The following is a 17279-nucleotide window of genomic DNA, read 5'->3' as shown; positions in this document are numbered from 1 at the left end:
GAGGAAAACTATCGTGACCATTCGTTCCTACCAGGGCAAAACGCCACTGCTCGGCGAGCGGGTCTTCGTCGATCCCTCGGCCGTGCTCGTCGGCGACATCGAGATCGGCGCCGACAGCTCGGTCTGGCCGCTGGTGGTGATCCGCGGCGACATGCACCGCATCCGCATCGGCCAGCGCAGCAGCATCCAGGACGGCAGCGTGCTGCACATCACCCACGCCGGCCCCTTCAACCCGGACGGTTTTCCGCTGAGCATCGGCGACGAAGTGACCGTCGGGCACAAGGTCCTGCTGCACGGTTGCAGCATCGGCAACCGGGTGCTGGTGGGGATGGGCTCGATCGTCATGGACGGCGCGGTGATCGAGGACGAAGTGATCCTCGGCGCCGGCAGCCTGGTGCCGCCGGGCAAGGTGCTGGAGAGCGGCTTCCTCTACGTCGGCAGCCCGGCGAAGAAGGCCCGTCCGCTGAGCGACAAGGAGCGCGGCTTCTTCGCCTACACCGCCGGCAACTACGTGAAGCTCAAGGACCTGCACATCGCCGAGGACTACCATGCGTGACGCCGCGCTGCACTACCCGAACATCCTCTTCGATCTCGACGGCACCCTCACCGACCCGCGCGAGGGCATCACCCGCTCGGTGCAGTTCGCCCTCGCCCGCCTGGGCATCGACGAGCCGGACCTGGCGCGCCTGGAACACTTCATCGGCCCCCCGCTGTTGCAGTGCTTCATGCAGACCTACGGCTTCGACGAAGCGCGCGCCTGGGAGGCGGTGAACCACTACCGCGAGCGCTTCAGGGTCACCGGTCTCTACGAGAACCGCGTGTTCGACGGCATTCCCGAGCTGCTCGAAGCCCTGGTCGGACGCGGCCACACGCTCTACGTCGCGACCAGCAAGCCCGGCGTGTTCGCCCGCGAGATCGCCCGCCACTTCGCCTTCGACCGTCACTTCAAGGCGATCTACGGCAGCGAGCTGGACGGCACGCGCACGCACAAGGACGAACTGATCCGCCATCTGCTCGACAGCGAAGGCCTGGCGGCGGAGCATTGCCTGATGATCGGCGACCGCATGCACGACCTGCTCGGCGCCAGCCGCAACGGTGTCGCCTGCATCGGCGTCGGCTACGGCTTCGGCAGCGAAGACGAACTGCGCGCGCACCAGCCGACCCATTACTGCGCCGACCTCGCCGCCCTGCGGCAGGTATTGGAATCCCACTGACCCATGCTCCGTTTCAGACAAGGACGCCTGACATGACCGACAATCCCTTCGCCACCCCCACCGCCCCGGTGCAGCCGCCGGCCAGAGAGGTGCCCGCCACCACCCAGCCCTATGCGTTCATCGCGGTGCTGGCGCTGGTCACCTGCCTGTCCTTCGCCGTGAGCCTGGGCATCCAGTGGTACAACGACATCGGCGAGATCCGCCAGCGTTTCTCCGAGCACCTGCAACTGATGGCGCCGCACTGGTTCACCGGCCTGGTGTTCTACGCGGCGGCCAACCTACTGGTGCTGCATGCCTACCGCGAAAAGCGGCAGCTCGTCGAGTTCCGCCCGCTGGCGCTGCTGCTGATCGGCTACGGTCTGCTCAACCTGGTCTGCGGCATGCTCGCCGGGATCGGCCTGGCACCGCTGACGCTGCCGTTCTACCAGTGGGTGACGGCGCAATCCAGCTACGGCGTCTGGCTGATGGCGTTCAACGAAGCGATGAGCTGGGTCTACCTGCTCCTGGGCAGCCTGCTGCCGTTGGGGCTGGTGCTGCTCGGCAGCCGGGTGAACTCGCCGCGCCTGGCCGAAGGGGAAGAAGCCCGCGTCGCTGCCTGGCAGGTCGCCCTGGGCGCCGCGCTGTGTTTCGCCACGCTGTGCTTCAAGCTGATGCAGTTCCTTCCCTACGCCCTGCTGCGCTACGACGAGCCTTGGCTATACGGCCTGTACCTGAGCGGCGTGGCGTTGCCCGCGGCGCTGCTCTTCGGCGCCGTCTGCACGCGCCTGCCGGCGCGCCTGCAGCGCTTCGCCGCCGGTCGCGCGCTGCTGCTCGCGGTGGTCGCCATGCTGCTCTGGAGCGTGGCGCTGCTGGCGGTCGGCGGAGGGCTGGCGCTGCTGATGATCCTCGGCCTGGCGCCCGCTGGCATCGGCTATACGCTGCTGGTGGCGCTGCTCGGCGTCGGCCTGTTGGCGCTGCTCTGGCCGATCGGCCGGCTGGCCACGCGCTGGTGCTACGCCGACCAGCTCGCCGCCTGAGCAGGCGTCAGGGCGCTGCGGCGGCCAGCCGCTGCAACGCCGCCTGGCGCTCTGCCAGGGGGAGCTGGCCAAGGGCACGGACCCGCGCATAGAACGCCGGCCAGTTGCCGCCGACCTGGCGGAACAGCACGGCGAACGCCGCCACCCATTGGTCGTAGAGGCCGAAGGGAAGCAGCTTGGCATTGTTGAACGGCGCGTCGATCCAGGCCTTGAACGGCGACTCGCCGCCCCATTCGCGCTGGCTCAGCGCCGCGTACTCACGGCGCAGGCGCTGGAATTCGGCAGCCTTGCCGGCACGCTTGGCGGCATCGTCCAACGGCCCGGCATAGAGTGCTTCGAGGCGCGCACGACTGGCCAGGACCAGCGCGGTGAACTGCTCGCGGCGCTTCTCCTCGCGGCCGTCCGCCGGCGGCAGTCCACGATACTCGCGCCACTGGCGGGTACCTTCCTGTTCGACGAAGGTGGCGAAGGATTCGTTGAAGGCGGTGTCGTCGCGCAGGTAGAACTTCTGGTGCGCCAGTTCGTGGAAGATCAAGGTCGCCAGCCGTTCGTCGTCCCAGCGCAGCATGCTGCTGAGGATCGGATCGTCGAACCAGCCGAGGGTCGAGTAGGCCTGCACCCCGCCGACGTAAACGTCGTCGCCGAGCGCCCGCTGGCGCGCCGCCTCGGCGCGCGCGGCGGCCTCGCTGTAGTAGCCGCGGTAGGCCACGCAGCCGGCGATGGGGAAGCAATGGGTGACCGGCTGCAGCGACAGCTCCGGGGTGGCGAACACGTTCCATACCACGTAGGGCCGGCCGATATCGGCGTACAGGCGATAGCTGCGGTTGTCCGGCAGGCCGAGGCGTTCGCTGGCGAATTGCCGGGCCTTTTCCGCCCGCGCCAGGCGTTCGCGCAAGCGCGCGTCGCGCTGCGGGTCGGCGATCACCGCGGCGGCCGGCTCGCGGGCGCGCAGCAGGGCGAACTGGCCGCTGGCCAGTTGCCCGTAGTAGGAGACGGTCGAGCAACCGCTCAGCGCCAACAGCGCCAGGCAGGGAACCCAACGGGGCAGTCGAAGGTCAGCAAGCGGATGGCGAAGGCGGCGTGGCATGGGCGGAACATAGCACAGCACGCGGACCGCCCACCGCCCTACCAGCACCGGTCCGCGATCCGGCGAGGCGGAGGAACGCAAGGCGTTTTTCCAAGGCGCGACGGATGGCGGCCGGGTTAAAGGAGCTTCGGAGTCTTCTATGCGTACGCTGCTGCTTGCCGGTGGCCTGCTCGTCCTGAGCGGCTGCTCACTGCTGATGCCCACCCCCGACCCGAACCGCGCCTGGGTCGACCTCGATACCCAGCCCGACGCCGATCTCGCCGCCGTGGAGGTCGACGACAAGAGCTGGGACCGCACGCGCTACTTCGAGGTCGATCCCGGCACCCGCGAACTCACGGTGCGCTACCAGTTCACCGTCGACCCGACCAACATCGGCCCCGTGGACAGCCCGCTCTGGCGCGATTGCCAGCTCAACCTCAAGTTCAAGGACTTCAGCGCCGGCCAGCGCTACCGCCTGGAGGCCGGGCACATCGGCTTCCGTCCCTGGGCGAAGCTCTACGACCAGGACAACAGGGAACTGGCGCGCGGCCGCGAGGGGCGCTGCGCGAAGGTCTGAACGGCGCAAGGCGAGGGCGCTATGCTAGGAGCTGTACGCCCTCCGGAGCCCGCCCCATGCGTCCACTCACCCGTCTCGTCCCGCTCGCGCTGCTGCTCCTCGCCGGCTGCGCCGGACCGCTGCCGCAGCCGGACCCGCAGATGGCCTGGGTCGAGCTGCGCAGCGCGCCGGCCAACACCCTGCTGGCCGAGCGCCTGGACGGAGAGCGGTTGAGCGACGGGCGCTACTTCCAGGTCACTCCGGGACGCCATGTGCTGGAGGTGCGCTTCCAGTACGAACTCTATGGCGGTTCCGGCGGCGGGGGCGGCGGCTTCGGCGAGCCGGTGCAGATCAACTGCTACCAGCAGGTGGTCTATGACGGCTTCGAGGCGGGCCGGCGCTATCGCCTGGAGGTGCGCCCGCAATTGCGCAGGGCGCTGGCGCTACTGAGCGACGAGCGCGGCGAGGTGGTCGCCCGTTCGAACTTCCAGACCAGCCGCTGCCCGCCGTACTGAAACGCAGCGGCTCAGTCGTCGTTCTTCTGGTAGATGATCTTCTTGGTGCCGTTCTCGCAACTGCCGACCACCATGTTCGGGTCGCTGACTTCGTCGTTGCGCACGATCTCCAGGGTGTAGGAGGTCACCCCGGCCGACTGGATCTTGGTCTCGATCTCCGCCTTGAGTTCCTCGCACGGCTTCGGCGCGGCCAGCGCCGTGGCGCTGAACAGCAAGGCGGCAATCCCCAACCCGATGGTTTTCATGACCCGTCACTCCTCGTCGATGCCTGGCAGCCGAGTGCTGCGCAGCGCATCCTGCCGCATTCGACTGCGGCAGGCCAGGGCCAGTTCGCCGGGCTGGGGAAGCGTTCCGCTCAGCCGTCGAGGCTGGCGTCCAGGCTGATCTTCGCGTTGAGCACCTTGGATACCGGGCAACCGGCCTTGGCCTTGTTGGCGATCTGCTCGAAGGTCTGCGCGTCCGCCCCCGGCACGCGCGCCCTGAGCACCAGGTGCACGGCAGTGATGGCGAAACCGTCGGACTGCTTGTCGAGGGTGACCTCGGCGCGGGTCTCGATACGTTCGGCGGTCAGGCCGGCCTCACCGAGCATCATCGACAGGGCCATGCTGAAGCAGCCGGCGTGGGCCGCGCCGATCAGCTCTTCCGGGTTGGTTCCCGGTGCGCCCTCGAAGCGGGTATTGAAGCCATAGGGGTTGTCCTTGAGCGCGCCGCTTTCGGTGGAAAGGGTGCCCTTGCCGTCTTTCAGGCCGCCTTGCCAGACCGCCGATGCCGTCTTCTTCATGTCGACTCCTCCGGAGCTGTGGATGGACATCCGCTCGCGTCGGCGAGCGGGCATGTCTACATGGGAGGACGACGCAGCCGGACAAGTTCAGTCCGCTTGCGCGGCGGCGGGATTCAGGCGCAACCGTCGATGCGGCAGAGCGGCGCCGCGGCCCCGCCCAAGGCACCGCTGCCGCCGGCAAGACGCAGCTGCGTTTCGAGGAAAGCCCGCCAGTCGTCCGGCTGGCCGAGGTAGCGCCCGGTGTCGAGCACCTGCAGGCGGCCGTCGCGCTCCAGGGCGAAGGTCGGGAAGCCAGCGGCGCCGAGACGGTTCATCAGCCGCCGACTGTCGGCGAAGTGCGCGCGCAGCGGCTCGCCGGAGCAGGCGTCGAACGCCTCGGCGAAGCCCTCGCCAAGCCCCAGTTCGGCACCCAGCTCGAGCAGCACCGGACGCTCGGCGATACGCCGGCCCTCGACGTAGTGGGCACGCTGGATCCGCGCCAGCATCGCCGCGCCGAGGCCGTCGAGCGCTTCGGCGGCAAGCACGGCGGCGGTCGGCGGGGCCGAGTCGAATACCGCGCTGGTGTCGCGCAGCAGACCGTCGAAGTAGTCCTTGCCGAACGGCTGGCCGGTCAGTTGGGCGATCCGCAGGTCATGGGGCATCACGTAGTGGCGCAGACCGGCGCCGACCGGCTGGCGGTTGGCATCGGTCATCATGCCGCCGCCATGCAGGCGTACGTCCAGACCCGTCACCTCGCGGGCGGCGGCGAGCAGCGGCGAAGCGCCGTAGCACCAGCCGCAGAGCGGATCGTAGAGGTAATGCAGGGTGAGGTCATTCATCTCGGTCTCCACGAGACGCCCCGCAGGGGACGCCTCGATCAGCGGCTATCGGCGGGCGCGGCTCAGGGCCACTGCATCTCGCCCTTGAGCACCTTGGCGCTCAGCTCCAGGCCTTCCTCGCCCGGCAGGTTCGGGTAGCGGCGCTTCATCGCCTCGACCAGCGCGGCGGAATCCCTGGCCTTGGGCAGTTCGGCTTCCAGGGCCTTCAGGTAGTCACGGGTGAAGCGCACGCCGTCCAGGCCCTTCGGCTCCTCGCCGGTGAAATGGCCGGGCACCACGCGCCGCGGTTGCAGCGCCTCGATCCGGTCGAGCATCGCCACCCAGGCCTGGCGCGAGGCCTGGGTCTGGGTATCGGCGGTCCAGACGTGCGAACCGGATTCCACCAGCACGCCACCAACCACCGTCTTCAGCGACGGAATCCACAGCACCGTGCGGTCCGGGCTCGGCCCCTTCAGGTCGACCACCTTCAGGGCATGGCCTTCCAGCTTCAACTGGTCGCCCTTCAGCGGCTCCGGCACCACCAGCGACGTCGGCGCGTTGTCCTTGAGGATCGGCCCCCAGTAGGCCAGCTTGGCGTCCTTGGTCGCCTGGATGTGTGCGACGGTCTGCGCCGTCGCGAGGATCTTCGCCTCGGGGAAGGCGGCCTTCAGCACGTCGAGGCCGAAGTAAAAGTCCGGGTCGCCGTGGCTGATGTAGATAGTGCTGAGGGTCTTGCCGCTGGCCTGGATACGCTTGACCAGTTGCTCGGCGTCGGCGCGGGAGAACTGCGCGTCGATCAGCATCGCCTCGCGCTGGCCCACCAGCAGTTCCGAGGACACGGCGAAGATCGCCTTCTCGCCGGGGTTGTAGACCTCCAGCCGCAGCGGTTCGGCGCTGGCGGCGAAGACGCCGGCGGCACCCAGCAGGGCGGCGGCGGCGAACAGGGAACGAAGCAATCCATGGCGCGACATGAGCGGTTCTCCAGGCAGTGGGATCAGAGGCTTGCCATGTTAGTTGCTTGAAAGCGCGCAAAAAGCCCCGCAATAATCACAGCTTTGTTGCATGGATCGAGCGAATCATGGACCGCCTGACCGCCACTCGCGTCTTCGTCGAAGTCATCGACAGCGGCAGCCAGACCGCCGCCGCCGAGCGTCTGGACATGTCCCGGGCGATGGTCTCGCGCTACCTCGCCGAGTTGGAGGAGTGGGTCGGCGCACGCCTGCTGCACCGCAGCACCCGCCGCCTGAGCCTGACCGACGCCGGCGCGGAGCTGTTGCCACAGTGCCGCGAGATGCTCGCCGTGGCCGACGCCATGCAGGCCACCGGCCAGACCCGCCGCGACAGCCCGCGCGGCACTCTGCGCATCACCAGCAGCCTGTCCTTCGCCCAGGCCTGGCTGACCCGTGCCGCCGCCGCCTTCGTCGAGCGCTACCCGGGCACCGCCATCGACCTGCAGGTCAACAGCCAGGTGGTCAACCTGGTGGAGGAGCGCATCGACCTGGCCCTGCGCATCGCCAACCAGCTCGACCCCAACCTGATCGCCCGCCGCCTCGGCGAATGCCGCTCGGTGATCTGCGCCGCGCCGGACTACCTGCGCCGCCACGGCACCCCGCGGCGCCCGGAGGATCTGGCGCTGCACAACTGCCTGACCTACTCCTACTTCGGCCGCAGTCTCTGGCAGTTCGAGCGCGACGGCGAGCCGACCAGCGTGCCGGTGGGTGGCAGTCTCAGCGCCAACGAATCCACCGTGCTGCTGGAGGCCGCCGCCGCCGGTGCCGGGATCAGCCAGCAGCCGCTGTACTCGGCAGCCCCGCTGATCCGTAGCGGACGCCTGGTGGCGCTGCTGCCGGAGTGGTCGCCGCAGGTGCTCGGCATCCACGCGGTGTACGCCTCGCGCCGGCAGATGCCGCCGGCGCTGCGGGCGCTGCTGGACTTCCTGGTCGAACGAATGGCGGCCGATCCGCACTGGGACGAGGCGGGCCCCCTGGCGCTGGCGTGAAAGCCGGGTAGACTGCTGGACGCGCCGCCTTCGACGCACCTTTATCCCCTGTCTGGAGCACGTCCATGTCCCTGTCGATCTACCAGGCTTCGATCCCGACCTTCCTGCGCACCCTCGGCAACCTCTCGGCGATCCTGAAGAAAGCCGCCGCCCACGCCGAAGCGAAGAACATCGATCCGCGCATCTTCATCGACGCCCGGCTGGCGCCGGACATGTTCCCCCTGGCGCGCCAGGTACAGATCGCCAGCGACGCCGCCAAGGGCGCCGGCGCGCGGCTGGCCGGGCTGGAAGTGCCGAGCTACGCGGATACGGAAACCACCTTCGACGAACTCCAGGCACGCATCGCCCGCACCGTCGAGTTCCTCGAGGGCATCCGCGAGGAACAACTGGACGGCGCCGAAGAGCGCAACGTGACCCTCAAGGTGCGCGGCCAGGAGATCAGCTTCAACGGCCGCGACTTCCTCTTCGGCTTCGCCCTGCCCAACTTCTTCTTCCACGTCACCACCGCCTACGCCATCCTCCGCCACAACGGCGTCGAACTGGGCAAGATGGACTTCCTCGGCGGCGCCTGAGGTTCCCGCGCCGGGATGGCACGCACAAGGACCATGGAATGGATCGGAAAACCCTCGACGACACCAGCAAGTTCCTCAGCTATGTCCTTCGCCACCAGCCCGAGGCCATCGGCCTGAAGCTGGACGACGAAGGCTGGGCCGACATCGACGCCCTGATCGCCGGCGCGGCGCGGGACGGCCGCGCCCTCGACCGCGCGCTGCTCGGCGCGGTGGTCGAGAACAACGACAAGAAGCGCTTCGCCCTCTCCGCCGATGGCCAGCGCATCCGCGCCGTGCAAGGCCACTCGCATGCCGCGGTGGCCATCGCCTACGCCCCCGCGGTCCCGCCCGCAGTGCTCTACCACGGCACCGCCAGCCGCTTCCTCGACTCCATCCGCGAGCGCGGCCTGGTCCCCGGCAGCCGCCACCACGTCCATCTCTCCGCCCGCCGCGCCACCGCCCTGGAAGTCGGCCGCCGCTACGGCAGCCCGGTTCTGCTGGAAATTGACGCGCGCGACATGCACCTGGCCGGGCACCTATTCCACCAGGCGGAGAACGGCGTCTGGCTGACCGAGCGGGTACCCGTGCGGTTCATCCGCGAGGCTTGAGAAGGCGTTCTACGGACTAACCAATGCCCAAGCGGGCGACCATTCGCTCGAAAGCGTCGCTGTCCGGCAGGTTGTAAGCGTCGAATGGTCTGTGCCAGTAGAACATCCAGTCTTCCAGGTCCTGAACGCTCGCTTCACGAGTCACGAGGGCGACCATGATGTCGACGAAGTCCTGAGCGGGCCCCGTCAGCTCTATGCCATTGAGCAGGAGGAAAACCGTAGCGGCCGCCGCCGCCGTGCGTTTGTTGCCATTGGCAAAGCAGTGGTTCATTGCCAAGCTTTCCGCAAAGACCGCAGCCAGCGTGATGATATCGTCGGTTCGAGCATAGTAACGATGGTTGGCTGGCCGTTGCTGTGCGGACTCCAACTCGTTCGGTTTGAGGACGCCTATCGGCTCGTCCGGAGTCTGGGCCAGGATGAGCAACTCATTGAGGCGAACGAGATCTGCAACGGAGAGATAGCGTATCCCTTGCTGGTCTTGCGACATGCTTAAACCTTGGCCAGCTCTTCGAAGGTTTTTTCGTAGCGTTCGAAGGCCAGGGCAAAGGCGTTCTCGACCTGCTTCTGATGTTCTCCCAAGGCCGGGCGCGCGCGCACGACCTCATCGCGAGGACGGGGAGGAATGACGAGTTTCTTCGATTTGCGCAGCGATCGCGACATATGTACCTCCAAGGATCCACTTCCCGGACCTGCCTGCCCCGGGCAGGGGACGAATATTCAGTGTTCAAGCATATACCAGTGCAGGCAGGGAACAGATGTCCTCTCGAAACCGGAAGCACTGGCAAGGCGCACCGCAACATGGCCTAGCAGCCTGCAGACCAGCCTCGAACGTTGATGGCCCGCTGCCGCCTAGCAGAAGCGGCAGTGGAGCAGGCGGTGAAAGCCGGCTTGACTGAGGAAAAACACCGACAAGCGCAGGACGCCCGATGGACCTTCGCCCCAGCCACGTGCATGTGTTCCCACCCAGCCGCGACCTCCCGGCCGCAACCAGTCCGCACCGCGAAACCCTGCTGCGCAGCGGCTGCGCCTGGAACGGCTCGCTCTACCTCGGCTATCCCCTCGGCCAGCCGCAGCTCACCGTGCAGCGCCTGAGCCTGGCCGCCCACGAACGCCTGGACTGGCAGGTCCATCCGATGCCCAGCGCGCTCTACGTGCTCAAGGGCGAACTGCGCCTGGAGACCCGCGACGGTGCTCAGAGCACGCGGGTGCTGGAAGGCGAGGCGGCGGGCTGCCTGATGAACATCATCCATCGCCTGATAGCCGGGGCCGAACCGGTGGAAGCCCTGCTGTTCCATGCCGGCGTGGAAGGCATGCCGGTGGGGCTCGGCGAACGCGGCGAAATGCCCGGCGCCTGAAGACGCCGGCGGGCCGGACAGCAGCCCGAACCCGCCACGCCCCGCATCACGCTCAGGCGGAGAGCCCGTACAACCTGAGCCAGCCTTCCAGCGCCAGCGCGGTCTCCAGGTTGTGGCGGCTCACCTGGGTGTTGAAGTACCCCTCCGGATGCTCCAGTTCGGCGGCCAGGAACTCCCGCGAAACGATGCCGAACACCGGGTTCGCCGCGTCCTCCAGCAAGCGCCGCACGCTCCCGCGCAGGAAACGCTCGTAGCCGAGGTTGGCAGAAGTCGGATAAGGGCTCTTGCGGCGCTTGAGCACGGCTTCCGGGACATAGTCGGCGCAGGCCCGCTTGAGCAGCCACTTCTCCTCGCCGTCCCGGCTCTTGATCGACCAGGGCACGTTGTAGACGTACTCCACCAGCTCATGGTCGGTGTAGGGCACCCGCACCTCCAGGCCGTTGCACATGCTCAGGCGATCCTTGCGTTCGAGCAGCAGCACCATCCAGCGCTTCAGGTGCAGGTGGCTGAACTCGCGCATCCGCCGCTCCTCCGGGCTGTCGCCGGCCAGGTGTTCGACCTGGCGCAGCCCTTCGTCGTAGCTGGCCTGCTGGTACTGGAGGAGATCGCAGCGGCGGTTGAAACCGGCGTCGATGAAGCCGGCCGGCAAGCGCACCCTGGAGGCCCAGGGGAAGCGCGCCGCAGCCACCGCCTGCGGATCGCGGAACCAGCCGTAGCCACCGAACAGCTCGTCGGCGCCTTCACCGGAGATGGCCACCGTGGAATGCCGGCGGATCTCGCCGAACATCAGGTGCAGCGAGGTATCCATGTCGCCGAAGGTGAAAGGTACGTCCTTGGCCCGGAATACCTCTTCGCGCGCTCGTTCGCAGACCAGTTCGGCATTGTCGATGAGCACGGTGCGGTGACGGCTGCCGATGTACTGCGCGGCCAGCAGAGCGAACGGCTGGTCCTGGTCGGGACGCAGGTCGTCGCTGCGGAACTGCTCGGCCTGGCCGACGAAGTCCACCGAGAACGAATTGATGTCGCCGCCGTGCTCCGCCTTCGCGATGCGCTGGGCGATGCCGGTCAGGGCGGTCGAATCGAGCCCACCCGATAGCAGCGAACACACCGGAACGTCGGCGTGCAATTGCGACCCCAGGGCGCGGGTGACCAGTTCGCGGGTGCGCTGCACGGTGCTCTGCAGGTCGTCGGCATGCTCCTGGCGGCGCACCTCCCAGTAGCGGCGTAACTTCGCCTGGGAATTGGGACGCCAGGACAGCAGGTGGCCGGGCAGCAGTTCCTGGACCTCGCGGAACGGCGTCTGCGAAGTGCCCCGGGACAGCGTCAGGAGGTCGACCAGGCCGACCGCGTCGAGCCTGGCGGCGAATTCCGGATGCGCCAGGATGGACTTGATCTCCGAGCCGAACAGCAGTCCCTCGCGGTGCCGCGCGTAATACAGCGGCTTGATGCCCAAGCGGTCGCGCACCAGCAGCAGGTGGCCGTCGCGGCCATCGAAGACGGCGAAGGCGAACATCCCGGTCAGGTACTCGCAACAACGCTCGCCCCATTGCAGATAGGCGTGCAGGACCACCTCGGTATCGCTGCGGGTGCGGAACTCATGTCCGGCCCGGCGCAACCGCTCGCGCAGGGCATCGTGGTTGTACACCTCGCCGGTGTAGACGAGGGTGACCTCCTGGCCGGTGGGAAAGCGATAGGACATCGGCTGCACGCCGCCGCTGAGGTCGATGACCGCCAGCCGCCGGTGACCCAGCAGGGCGTTGCGGTGCTTCCAGATGCCCTCGGCATCCGGCCCGCGCAAGGCGAGCGTATCGGTCATGGCGAAGATCGCCGGAAATTCGTCGTCGAGCTTGCGCGTGTAATCCACCCAACCCGCGAGACCGCACATAGGGAAACTCCTCTAATTGATGTTTTATCGGGAAATTCATCCAGAGAACATGCTGAAAACATCCGTGCGGCCGGCCAGATTGCCGGCGTACGAATGCTTCGCCCAAGGCGGTCGATGTATGAACTTTTCGAGGACCTGAAGATAAGCAGTTTCGGCAGGCCTGCGCCCAAGGAAGGCCAATGATAGAACAGGAAAAAACGTGGCCGAGTTAATTAATATCTATCTAAATCTGGTAGCTGTTTTTAAAAAAACAAAGGAAAAACAATAATCTACAAAATTAATGAAACATCCTGAAACATCATTACGCGGCTCTACAACCAGATATTACAGGGTCGTTCACGGCTCTTTCCAAAGACTTAGAAAGCTAATCCAATTAAACTTATAATTGCTTTACGGCAATCATATGGATAGCCAACTAAGCAAATGACTACAACAAACTCAGATCGTACAACTATTGAATATAAGAGTTGTCCACCGACGCTGATTTCGTGGCAACGTTCGACGCGACGATGGACGAGCGGGAAAAGTAGGGCGGCGCGGGGAATGGAGAATTAAAGCAGGCAACTTCGAGCGATCCATCCGGAAGCGGGCCCGCTGCACCGGGCCCGCCAGACGACCTACCTCAAGGGCATTCGCAGGTCGACGGACCGAACACCGGCCCGCTGCACGGGTCCTCGGATGGGCCGAAAACCGGGCACGCGGCCTGGGCGGTAAGAGAGAAGCTACAGAGCAGGAACACAGCCAACAGTACTTTCTTCATTTGCAACCTCCTGGTTGGTAATCGAACGCTCCCTGTCCCTGGTCGAGGGTACAGTCGGTCATCACGGGCACTCGCAGACGGTCGGTCCCAGCACCGGGCCCGCGCAGGGATCTTCCCCCGGCCCGAGCACCGCGCAGTCCGCCTGCGCCGTGAGCGAGAACATCCACAGCAGCAGCGAAGCCGCCAGCATCTTCCTTTTCATCTGACCTCCTTGGTCGAAACAGCGATCAACGATCCGTGTCCTTCTCCGAAAACAAGGGCATTTGCCTGCAGAAGGACCGAACGCCCGTCCGCTCGCGGCGCACCGCAAGACTCGCCGGCGAGCCGCCGGACCCCGGAGAGCAAAGACCAGCCCGAGCGAACGCGCCAGTGCGGTGGATTGCCGCAGCGCCAGCGAAAGTACCGGGGCAGGGGGCTTCGGCACCGGTTCGCCATCAACTTTTCCTATCCCCGGCGGCCACATAAATTCGTTGGACGCCCCGCGCCGGCGCCTCCAAGAATGCCGCACGGGTGCGAAGTCCGGCCGTGCACCCACCGACGCCCCACAACAGCAAGAACAACGATCGGTGCATCCATGGCAAAGGACCTGACTTTCCCAGACGCCTCCGCGTCGTCCCGCAACCCTCCCTCCGCGCGCCTCCGTCTACCGGCGACACGCGCCCCCTAGCACCGCCCTCCCGTCCGCCACCGCAGCAACCCGCGACGCACCCCGCGCCGCCGGCGGGCGCCGCTCGCCCGCGCTCCGCCCGCCGCACCGATCGACCCATGAACCGAACAAGAACAGGAGTCCACCCGATGCGCTACGCCCCTCACGCAAGCCGATACTCCCTCTTCGCCCTGGCCGTCTCGGCGGCCCTGCTGCCCGGCGCCGGCTGGGCCGCCAACGGCGACCTCGCCGGCGCCCGCACGCCGCCCAGCGTCGCCTGTTCCTGGAACCGCGAGGCAGCGTTGTCCTACGAGGAGCGCCGGCTCGACACGCCGCTGCCGTTCAGCGGCGCCAACGTCGTCACCCACGACCAGACGCCGCTGGCCGAGCGCATCGTCAAGGGCGCCGGCTTCGACGGCTTCGAACCGGCCTTCGCCAAGCGCCTGTGCGCCGCCGACGGCCGCACCCCGGTCACCAGCTACGCCAAGGCACTGAAGCTGGTCACCGAAGAGGGCCGCGCGCTGTGGCGCGCCGCCGTCGACCGGGCCCAGGGGCGCCGTGCCATTCCCGCCGGCGCGCTGCCGGCCAGCGATGACCGCATGCTCTACTGGACGCGCCTCTACATGACCCGCACCCTGCGCCAATGGGCGCCATCCTTCCGCCTCGGCAAGGCCCAGGCCCAGGCGCTGCAATGGCGCTTCGAACGCGCCTCGCGCGGACAGTTGGACATCGACCTGCCGCGCCGCTACGCCGCCGACGGCTCGCGCTACCGGCGGATGATCATCAGCGGCTTCGACGTCTTCACCCTGGGCACTCCCGGGACAGCGAACACCGGCCTGCGCAACGGCAACCCCTCGGGCGCCACCGCCCTTGCGCTGGACGGCCGCGAGTTCAGGCTGGCCGACGGCAGCCTGCTGCGTATCGAGGCCTACCTGTTGCCGGTCAGCTACGACCCGTTCAACCGCGGCATGCAGGAAGACACCCTGGGCCCCTGGTTCCGCCCCGGCCCGCGCCGGGTCGACGCCTCCATCACCATCAGCCAGGGCGGCGCCAACCAGTTCTGGCTGGAGGCCTGGAACGGCCGCTTCCACGGCTCCTCCGCCGGCAACGACGGCATCGTCTACTGCCCCGCCGACAGCGCTTTGCCCAACTACGTGCTTCCCCTGGGCAGCGTGACCAATCCCGGCACCGCGCCGATTTCCCTGCGGGGCTCCGGCTGCAATATCAACCCGCCGCGCCGCTGGCTCGGCTACGACAGCGCCAGCCGCTGGCGGCAGAACCTGCCGGCGCAGTTCTCCAAGGCCTCGCTGCCGGTCCGCCAGTTGCTCGCCGCCGATACCTGGCGCGGCATCGAGCGGCCGCCGGGCGCTACCAGCCAGGCCGCGGAAGGCTTCGACGTCACCTGGCACACCAACTACGACTTCTTCCCCGATTGCGCCAACCCGCGCACCGAAAACGTGCCGACCAACGGGGTGATGAACGCCATGCCCGATCCCTCCCTGGTGCTCCCGCCGAACCGACGGATCTGCGCGCGCAACGGCGGTGGCGGCGACTACCTGTCCAACGAGAGCGCCTACCGCAACACGGTGCTGCGCGACGCGTTCCGCCTGGAGATTCCCGCCGGGCACATCCATGTCCCGGTGATGAACAACTACTACACCGGCGTACCGGCGAGCGGCGGCGGCGCGCGCAACGACAACGCCATCAGCGACGCCCGCTACGAGGCCTACCGCAGCGCCATCGTGGCGCAGACCCGGGTGCTGCTGGTGGGCGTCGGCAACGCCCTGGCGCAGGGGGCGCAAGCGGACTAGTCCTCGCCAGGCGCAAGGCCCTCGCGATCTATCGCTTCGCCGCGAAGCCGAACTGCCGCCGACGCAGGCCAACGGGACCGTAGCCCGTCGCTTCAGCCTCTACTGAATCGAAAAAGGCGGCACGCGGGGAAACCTCGGACTCACCACCCGGAGCTTTCCCAGGCCCGCGCCGGAACGGTAGGGCAGAGTCGAAGAGTGCGAACGCCGATGATGGAGACAACCGCCATCGCCCGCATCACCGGGGCGGTGGCAAGGATTTCCCCTGACTTGGAGAGTTTTCCATGAGCTTCGCGCAGAATCTCCTACGCCTACGCCAGCAGAACGCCCTGACCCAACGGCAGATGGCCGAGCGACTGGGCGTCACCGTGAGCCAGTTGCGGCACTTCGAAGCCAAGGGCGGGCAGCCGTCGCTGGCGGTGCTGCAAACCATCGCCGGACGTTTCGCGGTGCCCCTCGACTGGCTGGTCTGCGAGCGCAGCGAGCGGCAGGCGCTACCGGAAGACCTGCGCCTGCAGTTCGAGGCCATCGGCCGCCTGCGGCTGGACGAGCGGCGCGCCATCCGGGCGTTGCTCGACGACCTGATCCGCCAGTACATGGCCAAGCGCAACGCGGCGGCCAAGCCCCTCCCGGCGGCTTGCGCCGAGGCCACGGAGACGTCCCCGTAGCCCCGGCGCACGGCTCAGTCGCTGCCGTACCTCGGCGAGCGCGGGCCGTACAACAGTCCGCCCGGCTGGCCGGCCGAGAGCAAGCGCGCACTGGTCATCCCGGCGATCGGATAACCGGCGTCCTCCACCGAACTGTTGATGATCTGCTTGACCGCCGCGGTGATCAGCATGCCCACCAGGCCGCCGTTGTTGCCACCGTTGCCTTCCTCGCTGGAGGCGGTCGCCGAGCCGGTCCACAGGGTGGTGCCGGATCGCAGGTCGACCAGCTTGGCGCTGGCGGTGACGATGGTCGCGCTGCTGATCACCATGTAGCGCGTGCCGTAGTCGCTCACCGTGACGTACAGCGCCGCGTCGGCGCCATAGATCTCGCGCAGCTTGGCCGGGGACACCTGGTGCACGTCGCCGGCGCTGGTCAGGCCGTTCTGGCGGAAGGTCTCGTCGGCCAGCGCCACCGGCACCACGTAGTAGCCGGCCTCGGCCAGCGGGAAGGTGACCTGCGAGAGCATGCTGTAGGTCGCCTTCACGTCGGGCGACTCGTTCAGCGGCGGCAGGACCAGGATCGAGCGCGGCTTGGCCTGCTTGAACGCCGAGTAGTCGACGCTCTTGGTCGGCGCGCAGCCGCCGAGCAGGGCCAGCAGGGTGAAACCGGCCACCAGGCCGGACAGTCGGGCGAGTTTCAACGGGCACCTCCACGGGCGTTGTTCAGGAGGAAGTCCATGTAGGTCGCCGACTCGGGAAACAGCGCCTTCTCGGTCTCGAACTCGCGGACCATCTGGTCGTCCTTGCCGATGCTGGAATAGAGCAGCCCCAGCTGGGCATGGTAGCCCGGCGGCACCACGCCATTCTTCGCCCGGATCTTCTCGAGGTCGGCTTCCAGCGCCTGCGCCTGGGCCTCCTTGGATTCACCCTTGAAGTATTCGTGGACCTGGGCCTGGTAGCCCTCCCACTGGTACAGCGTCTTCGGTCCGCTGCACCCGGCCAGCGCCATGCTCCCCAGCAGCGCCGCCGTCCATGTGATCGTCTTGCTCATGTGTGCCGTGATTCCCTGGTTTCT

General features: G+C 67.4%; 23 protein-coding genes. 11 read left to right on the top strand and 12 right to left on the bottom strand.

The features are described from left to right. Positions 1-13: 13 nt before the first annotated feature. Genes M6E97_RS25380 through M6E97_RS25370 form a run of 3 tightly spaced genes read left to right on the top strand, consistent with a single transcriptional unit; the run spans position 14 to position 2230 of the window. Positions 14-556 carry a gamma carbonic anhydrase family protein gene (locus M6E97_RS25380; protein WP_003083618.1) on the top strand — a complete coding sequence of 181 codons (543 nt, stop codon included), beginning with the start codon at positions 14-16 and terminating at the stop codon, positions 554-556. Continuing rightward, positions 549-1214 carry an HAD family hydrolase gene (locus M6E97_RS25375; protein ID WP_003111507.1) on the top strand — a complete coding sequence of 222 codons (666 nt, stop codon included), beginning with the start codon at positions 549-551 and terminating at the stop codon, positions 1212-1214. The genes M6E97_RS25380 and M6E97_RS25375 overlap by 8 nt, the downstream gene beginning before the upstream one ends. 32 nt (positions 1215-1246) lie before the next feature. Continuing rightward, the gene (locus tag M6E97_RS25370; protein WP_003114660.1) at positions 1247-2230 is read left to right on the top strand and encodes a hypothetical protein; all 984 of its coding nucleotides are present in this window, start codon (positions 1247-1249) and stop codon (positions 2228-2230) included. 7 nt (positions 2231-2237) lie between these two features. Here the strand turns inward: M6E97_RS25370 and M6E97_RS25365 are convergent, their stop codons facing one another. After that, complete coding sequence (locus M6E97_RS25365) at positions 2238-3365, bottom strand: aminopeptidase (protein WP_049311144.1); 1128 nt, start codon at positions 3363-3365, stop codon at positions 2238-2240. 91 nt (positions 3366-3456) lie between these two features. Between M6E97_RS25365 and M6E97_RS25360 the strand changes: the two genes are divergently transcribed. Both M6E97_RS25360 and M6E97_RS25355 read left to right on the top strand, forming a co-directional pair. Beyond that, positions 3457-3873 carry a hypothetical protein gene (locus M6E97_RS25360; RefSeq protein WP_003083614.1) on the top strand — a complete coding sequence of 139 codons (417 nt, stop codon included), beginning with the start codon at positions 3457-3459 and terminating at the stop codon, positions 3871-3873. Between the two features lie 56 nt (positions 3874-3929). Further along, a complete protein-coding gene (locus tag M6E97_RS25355; RefSeq protein ID WP_003083612.1) occupies positions 3930-4367 on the top strand; it encodes a hypothetical protein in 438 nt (145 codons plus the stop codon). A gap of 11 nt (positions 4368-4378) precedes the next feature. Here M6E97_RS25355 and M6E97_RS25350 read toward each other — a convergent pair whose 3' ends face one another. The 4 genes from M6E97_RS25350 to M6E97_RS25335 form a co-directional block, all read right to left on the bottom strand. After that, a complete protein-coding gene (locus M6E97_RS25350; protein WP_003083610.1) occupies positions 4379-4612 on the bottom strand; it encodes a DUF1161 domain-containing protein in 234 nt (77 codons plus the stop codon). 110 nt (positions 4613-4722) lie between these two features. After that, positions 4723-5178 (bottom strand): OsmC family protein, encoded by a 456-nt coding sequence (locus tag M6E97_RS25345; RefSeq protein WP_003118563.1) that lies wholly within the window; start codon positions 5176-5178, stop codon positions 4723-4725. A gap of 83 nt (positions 5179-5261) precedes the next feature. Continuing rightward, positions 5262-5966, bottom strand: a complete 705-nt coding sequence (gene dsbM / locus M6E97_RS25340) for a disulfide reductase DsbM (RefSeq protein WP_003136951.1) — start codon at positions 5964-5966, stop codon at positions 5262-5264. A 62-nt stretch (positions 5967-6028) separates the two neighbouring features. Next, on the bottom strand, positions 6029-6916 hold the full coding sequence (locus M6E97_RS25335; RefSeq protein ID WP_003083599.1) for an MBL fold metallo-hydrolase: 888 nt from the start codon (positions 6914-6916) through the stop codon (positions 6029-6031). Between the two features lie 107 nt (positions 6917-7023). Here M6E97_RS25335 and osaR point away from each other — a divergent pair, with 107 nt between their 5' ends. From osaR to M6E97_RS25320, 3 genes are all read left to right on the top strand, one after another. Continuing rightward, complete coding sequence (gene osaR, locus M6E97_RS25330) at positions 7024-7944, top strand: oxidative stress response transcriptional regulator OsaR (RefSeq protein ID WP_003083596.1); 921 nt, start codon at positions 7024-7026, stop codon at positions 7942-7944. Positions 7945-8009: 65 nt separating this feature from the next. Further along, positions 8010-8516, top strand: coding sequence for a DUF1993 domain-containing protein (locus M6E97_RS25325; protein WP_003083593.1), 507 nt, complete (start codon positions 8010-8012; stop codon positions 8514-8516). Positions 8517-8554: 38 nt separating this feature from the next. Beyond that, the gene (locus M6E97_RS25320) at positions 8555-9103 is read left to right on the top strand and encodes an RNA 2'-phosphotransferase (RefSeq protein WP_033938679.1); all 549 of its coding nucleotides are present in this window, start codon (positions 8555-8557) and stop codon (positions 9101-9103) included. Between the two features lie 16 nt (positions 9104-9119). Here the strand turns inward: M6E97_RS25320 and M6E97_RS25315 are convergent, their stop codons facing one another. Together M6E97_RS25315 and M6E97_RS25310 are read right to left on the bottom strand one after the other, a co-directional pair. After that, positions 9120-9590, bottom strand: a complete 471-nt coding sequence (locus M6E97_RS25315; protein ID WP_003111524.1) for a type II toxin-antitoxin system death-on-curing family toxin — start codon at positions 9588-9590, stop codon at positions 9120-9122. Positions 9591-9592: 2 nt separating this feature from the next. Continuing rightward, entirely contained in the window at positions 9593-9763 is a 171-nt protein-coding gene (locus tag M6E97_RS25310; protein WP_003111525.1) for a hypothetical protein, read from the bottom strand. Between the two features lie 266 nt (positions 9764-10029). On the opposite strand from M6E97_RS25310, the gene M6E97_RS25305 reads away from it, so the two are divergent. Then, on the top strand, positions 10030-10458 hold the full coding sequence (locus M6E97_RS25305; RefSeq protein WP_033938680.1) for a cupin domain-containing protein: 429 nt from the start codon (positions 10030-10032) through the stop codon (positions 10456-10458). Between the two features lie 52 nt (positions 10459-10510). On the opposite strand, the gene asnB is transcribed toward M6E97_RS25305, so the two are convergent. The 3 genes from asnB to M6E97_RS25290 form a co-directional block, all read right to left on the bottom strand. Continuing rightward, complete coding sequence (asnB, locus tag M6E97_RS25300) at positions 10511-12343, bottom strand: asparagine synthase (glutamine-hydrolyzing) (RefSeq protein WP_016263993.1); 1833 nt, start codon at positions 12341-12343, stop codon at positions 10511-10513. 622 nt (positions 12344-12965) lie between these two features. Then, positions 12966-13103, bottom strand: coding sequence for a PA0050 family protein (locus tag M6E97_RS25295; protein ID WP_016254349.1), 138 nt, complete (start codon positions 13101-13103; stop codon positions 12966-12968). A 61-nt stretch (positions 13104-13164) separates the two neighbouring features. After that, positions 13165-13305, bottom strand: coding sequence for a PA0050 family protein (locus M6E97_RS25290; protein WP_003083582.1), 141 nt, complete (start codon positions 13303-13305; stop codon positions 13165-13167). Between the two features lie 593 nt (positions 13306-13898). Here M6E97_RS25290 and M6E97_RS25285 point away from each other — a divergent pair. Both M6E97_RS25285 and M6E97_RS25280 read left to right on the top strand, forming a co-directional pair. Further along, the gene (locus tag M6E97_RS25285) at positions 13899-15560 is read left to right on the top strand and encodes a hypothetical protein (protein WP_033938681.1); all 1662 of its coding nucleotides are present in this window, start codon (positions 13899-13901) and stop codon (positions 15558-15560) included. A 281-nt stretch (positions 15561-15841) separates the two neighbouring features. Continuing rightward, positions 15842-16225, top strand: a complete 384-nt coding sequence (locus M6E97_RS25280; RefSeq protein WP_003128160.1) for a helix-turn-helix domain-containing protein — start codon at positions 15842-15844, stop codon at positions 16223-16225. Positions 16226-16239: 14 nt separating this feature from the next. Here the strand turns inward: M6E97_RS25280 and M6E97_RS25275 are convergent, their stop codons facing one another. Then, a complete protein-coding gene (locus M6E97_RS25275) occupies positions 16240-16905 on the bottom strand; it encodes a DUF799 domain-containing protein (protein ID WP_003083573.1) in 666 nt (221 codons plus the stop codon). Further along, positions 16902-17255, bottom strand: coding sequence for a DUF4810 domain-containing protein (locus M6E97_RS25270; protein ID WP_033938683.1), 354 nt, complete (start codon positions 17253-17255; stop codon positions 16902-16904). The genes M6E97_RS25275 and M6E97_RS25270 overlap by 4 nt, the downstream gene beginning before the upstream one ends. Between the last annotated feature and the right edge of the window lie 24 nt (positions 17256-17279).

This window comes from Pseudomonas sp. B111, from assembly GCF_026428275.1.
GTDB classification, from domain to species: domain Bacteria; phylum Pseudomonadota; class Gammaproteobacteria; order Pseudomonadales; family Pseudomonadaceae; genus Pseudomonas; species Pseudomonas aeruginosa.
The sequence above is the reverse complement of the archived record's forward strand: the minus strand, read 5'-3'. Positions and strand labels throughout refer to the sequence as shown.

What these genes read in the sequence shown, in the direction of transcription:
- M6E97_RS25350 (WP_003083610.1), bottom strand. Translation starts at nt 4,612, where the DNA reads ATGAAAACCATCGGGTTGGGGATTGCCGCCTTGCTGTTCAGCGCCACG.
- dsbM (WP_003136951.1), bottom strand. Translation starts at nt 5,966, where the DNA reads ATGAATGACCTCACCCTGCATTACCTCTACGATCCGCTCTGCGGCTGG.
- M6E97_RS25335 (WP_003083599.1), bottom strand. Translation starts at nt 6,916, where the DNA reads ATGTCGCGCCATGGATTGCTTCGTTCCCTGTTCGCCGCCGCCGCCCTG.
- M6E97_RS25280 (WP_003128160.1), top strand. Translation starts at nt 15,842, where the DNA reads ATGAGCTTCGCGCAGAATCTCCTACGCCTACGCCAGCAGAACGCCCTG.
- asnB (WP_016263993.1), bottom strand. Translation starts at nt 12,343, where the DNA reads ATGTGCGGTCTCGCGGGTTGGGTGGATTACACGCGCAAGCTCGACGAC.
- M6E97_RS25360 (WP_003083614.1), top strand. Translation starts at nt 3,457, where the DNA reads ATGCGTACGCTGCTGCTTGCCGGTGGCCTGCTCGTCCTGAGCGGCTGC.
- M6E97_RS25290 (WP_003083582.1), bottom strand. Translation starts at nt 13,305, where the DNA reads ATGAAAAGGAAGATGCTGGCGGCTTCGCTGCTGCTGTGGATGTTCTCG.
- osaR (WP_003083596.1), top strand. Translation starts at nt 7,024, where the DNA reads ATGGACCGCCTGACCGCCACTCGCGTCTTCGTCGAAGTCATCGACAGC.
- M6E97_RS25295 (WP_016254349.1), bottom strand. Translation starts at nt 13,103, where the DNA reads ATGAAGAAAGTACTGTTGGCTGTGTTCCTGCTCTGTAGCTTCTCTCTT.
- M6E97_RS25370 (WP_003114660.1), top strand. Translation starts at nt 1,247, where the DNA reads ATGACCGACAATCCCTTCGCCACCCCCACCGCCCCGGTGCAGCCGCCG.
- M6E97_RS25270 (WP_033938683.1), bottom strand. Translation starts at nt 17,255, where the DNA reads ATGAGCAAGACGATCACATGGACGGCGGCGCTGCTGGGGAGCATGGCG.
- M6E97_RS25325 (WP_003083593.1), top strand. Translation starts at nt 8,010, where the DNA reads ATGTCCCTGTCGATCTACCAGGCTTCGATCCCGACCTTCCTGCGCACC.
- M6E97_RS25375 (WP_003111507.1), top strand. Translation starts at nt 549, where the DNA reads ATGCGTGACGCCGCGCTGCACTACCCGAACATCCTCTTCGATCTCGAC.
- M6E97_RS25355 (WP_003083612.1), top strand. Translation starts at nt 3,930, where the DNA reads ATGCGTCCACTCACCCGTCTCGTCCCGCTCGCGCTGCTGCTCCTCGCC.
- M6E97_RS25315 (WP_003111524.1), bottom strand. Translation starts at nt 9,590, where the DNA reads ATGTCGCAAGACCAGCAAGGGATACGCTATCTCTCCGTTGCAGATCTC.
- M6E97_RS25305 (WP_033938680.1), top strand. Translation starts at nt 10,030, where the DNA reads ATGGACCTTCGCCCCAGCCACGTGCATGTGTTCCCACCCAGCCGCGAC.
- M6E97_RS25285 (WP_033938681.1), top strand. Translation starts at nt 13,899, where the DNA reads ATGCGCTACGCCCCTCACGCAAGCCGATACTCCCTCTTCGCCCTGGCC.
- M6E97_RS25320 (WP_033938679.1), top strand. Translation starts at nt 8,555, where the DNA reads ATGGATCGGAAAACCCTCGACGACACCAGCAAGTTCCTCAGCTATGTC.
- M6E97_RS25310 (WP_003111525.1), bottom strand. Translation starts at nt 9,763, where the DNA reads ATGTCGCGATCGCTGCGCAAATCGAAGAAACTCGTCATTCCTCCCCGT.
- M6E97_RS25345 (WP_003118563.1), bottom strand. Translation starts at nt 5,178, where the DNA reads ATGTCCATCCACAGCTCCGGAGGAGTCGACATGAAGAAGACGGCATCG.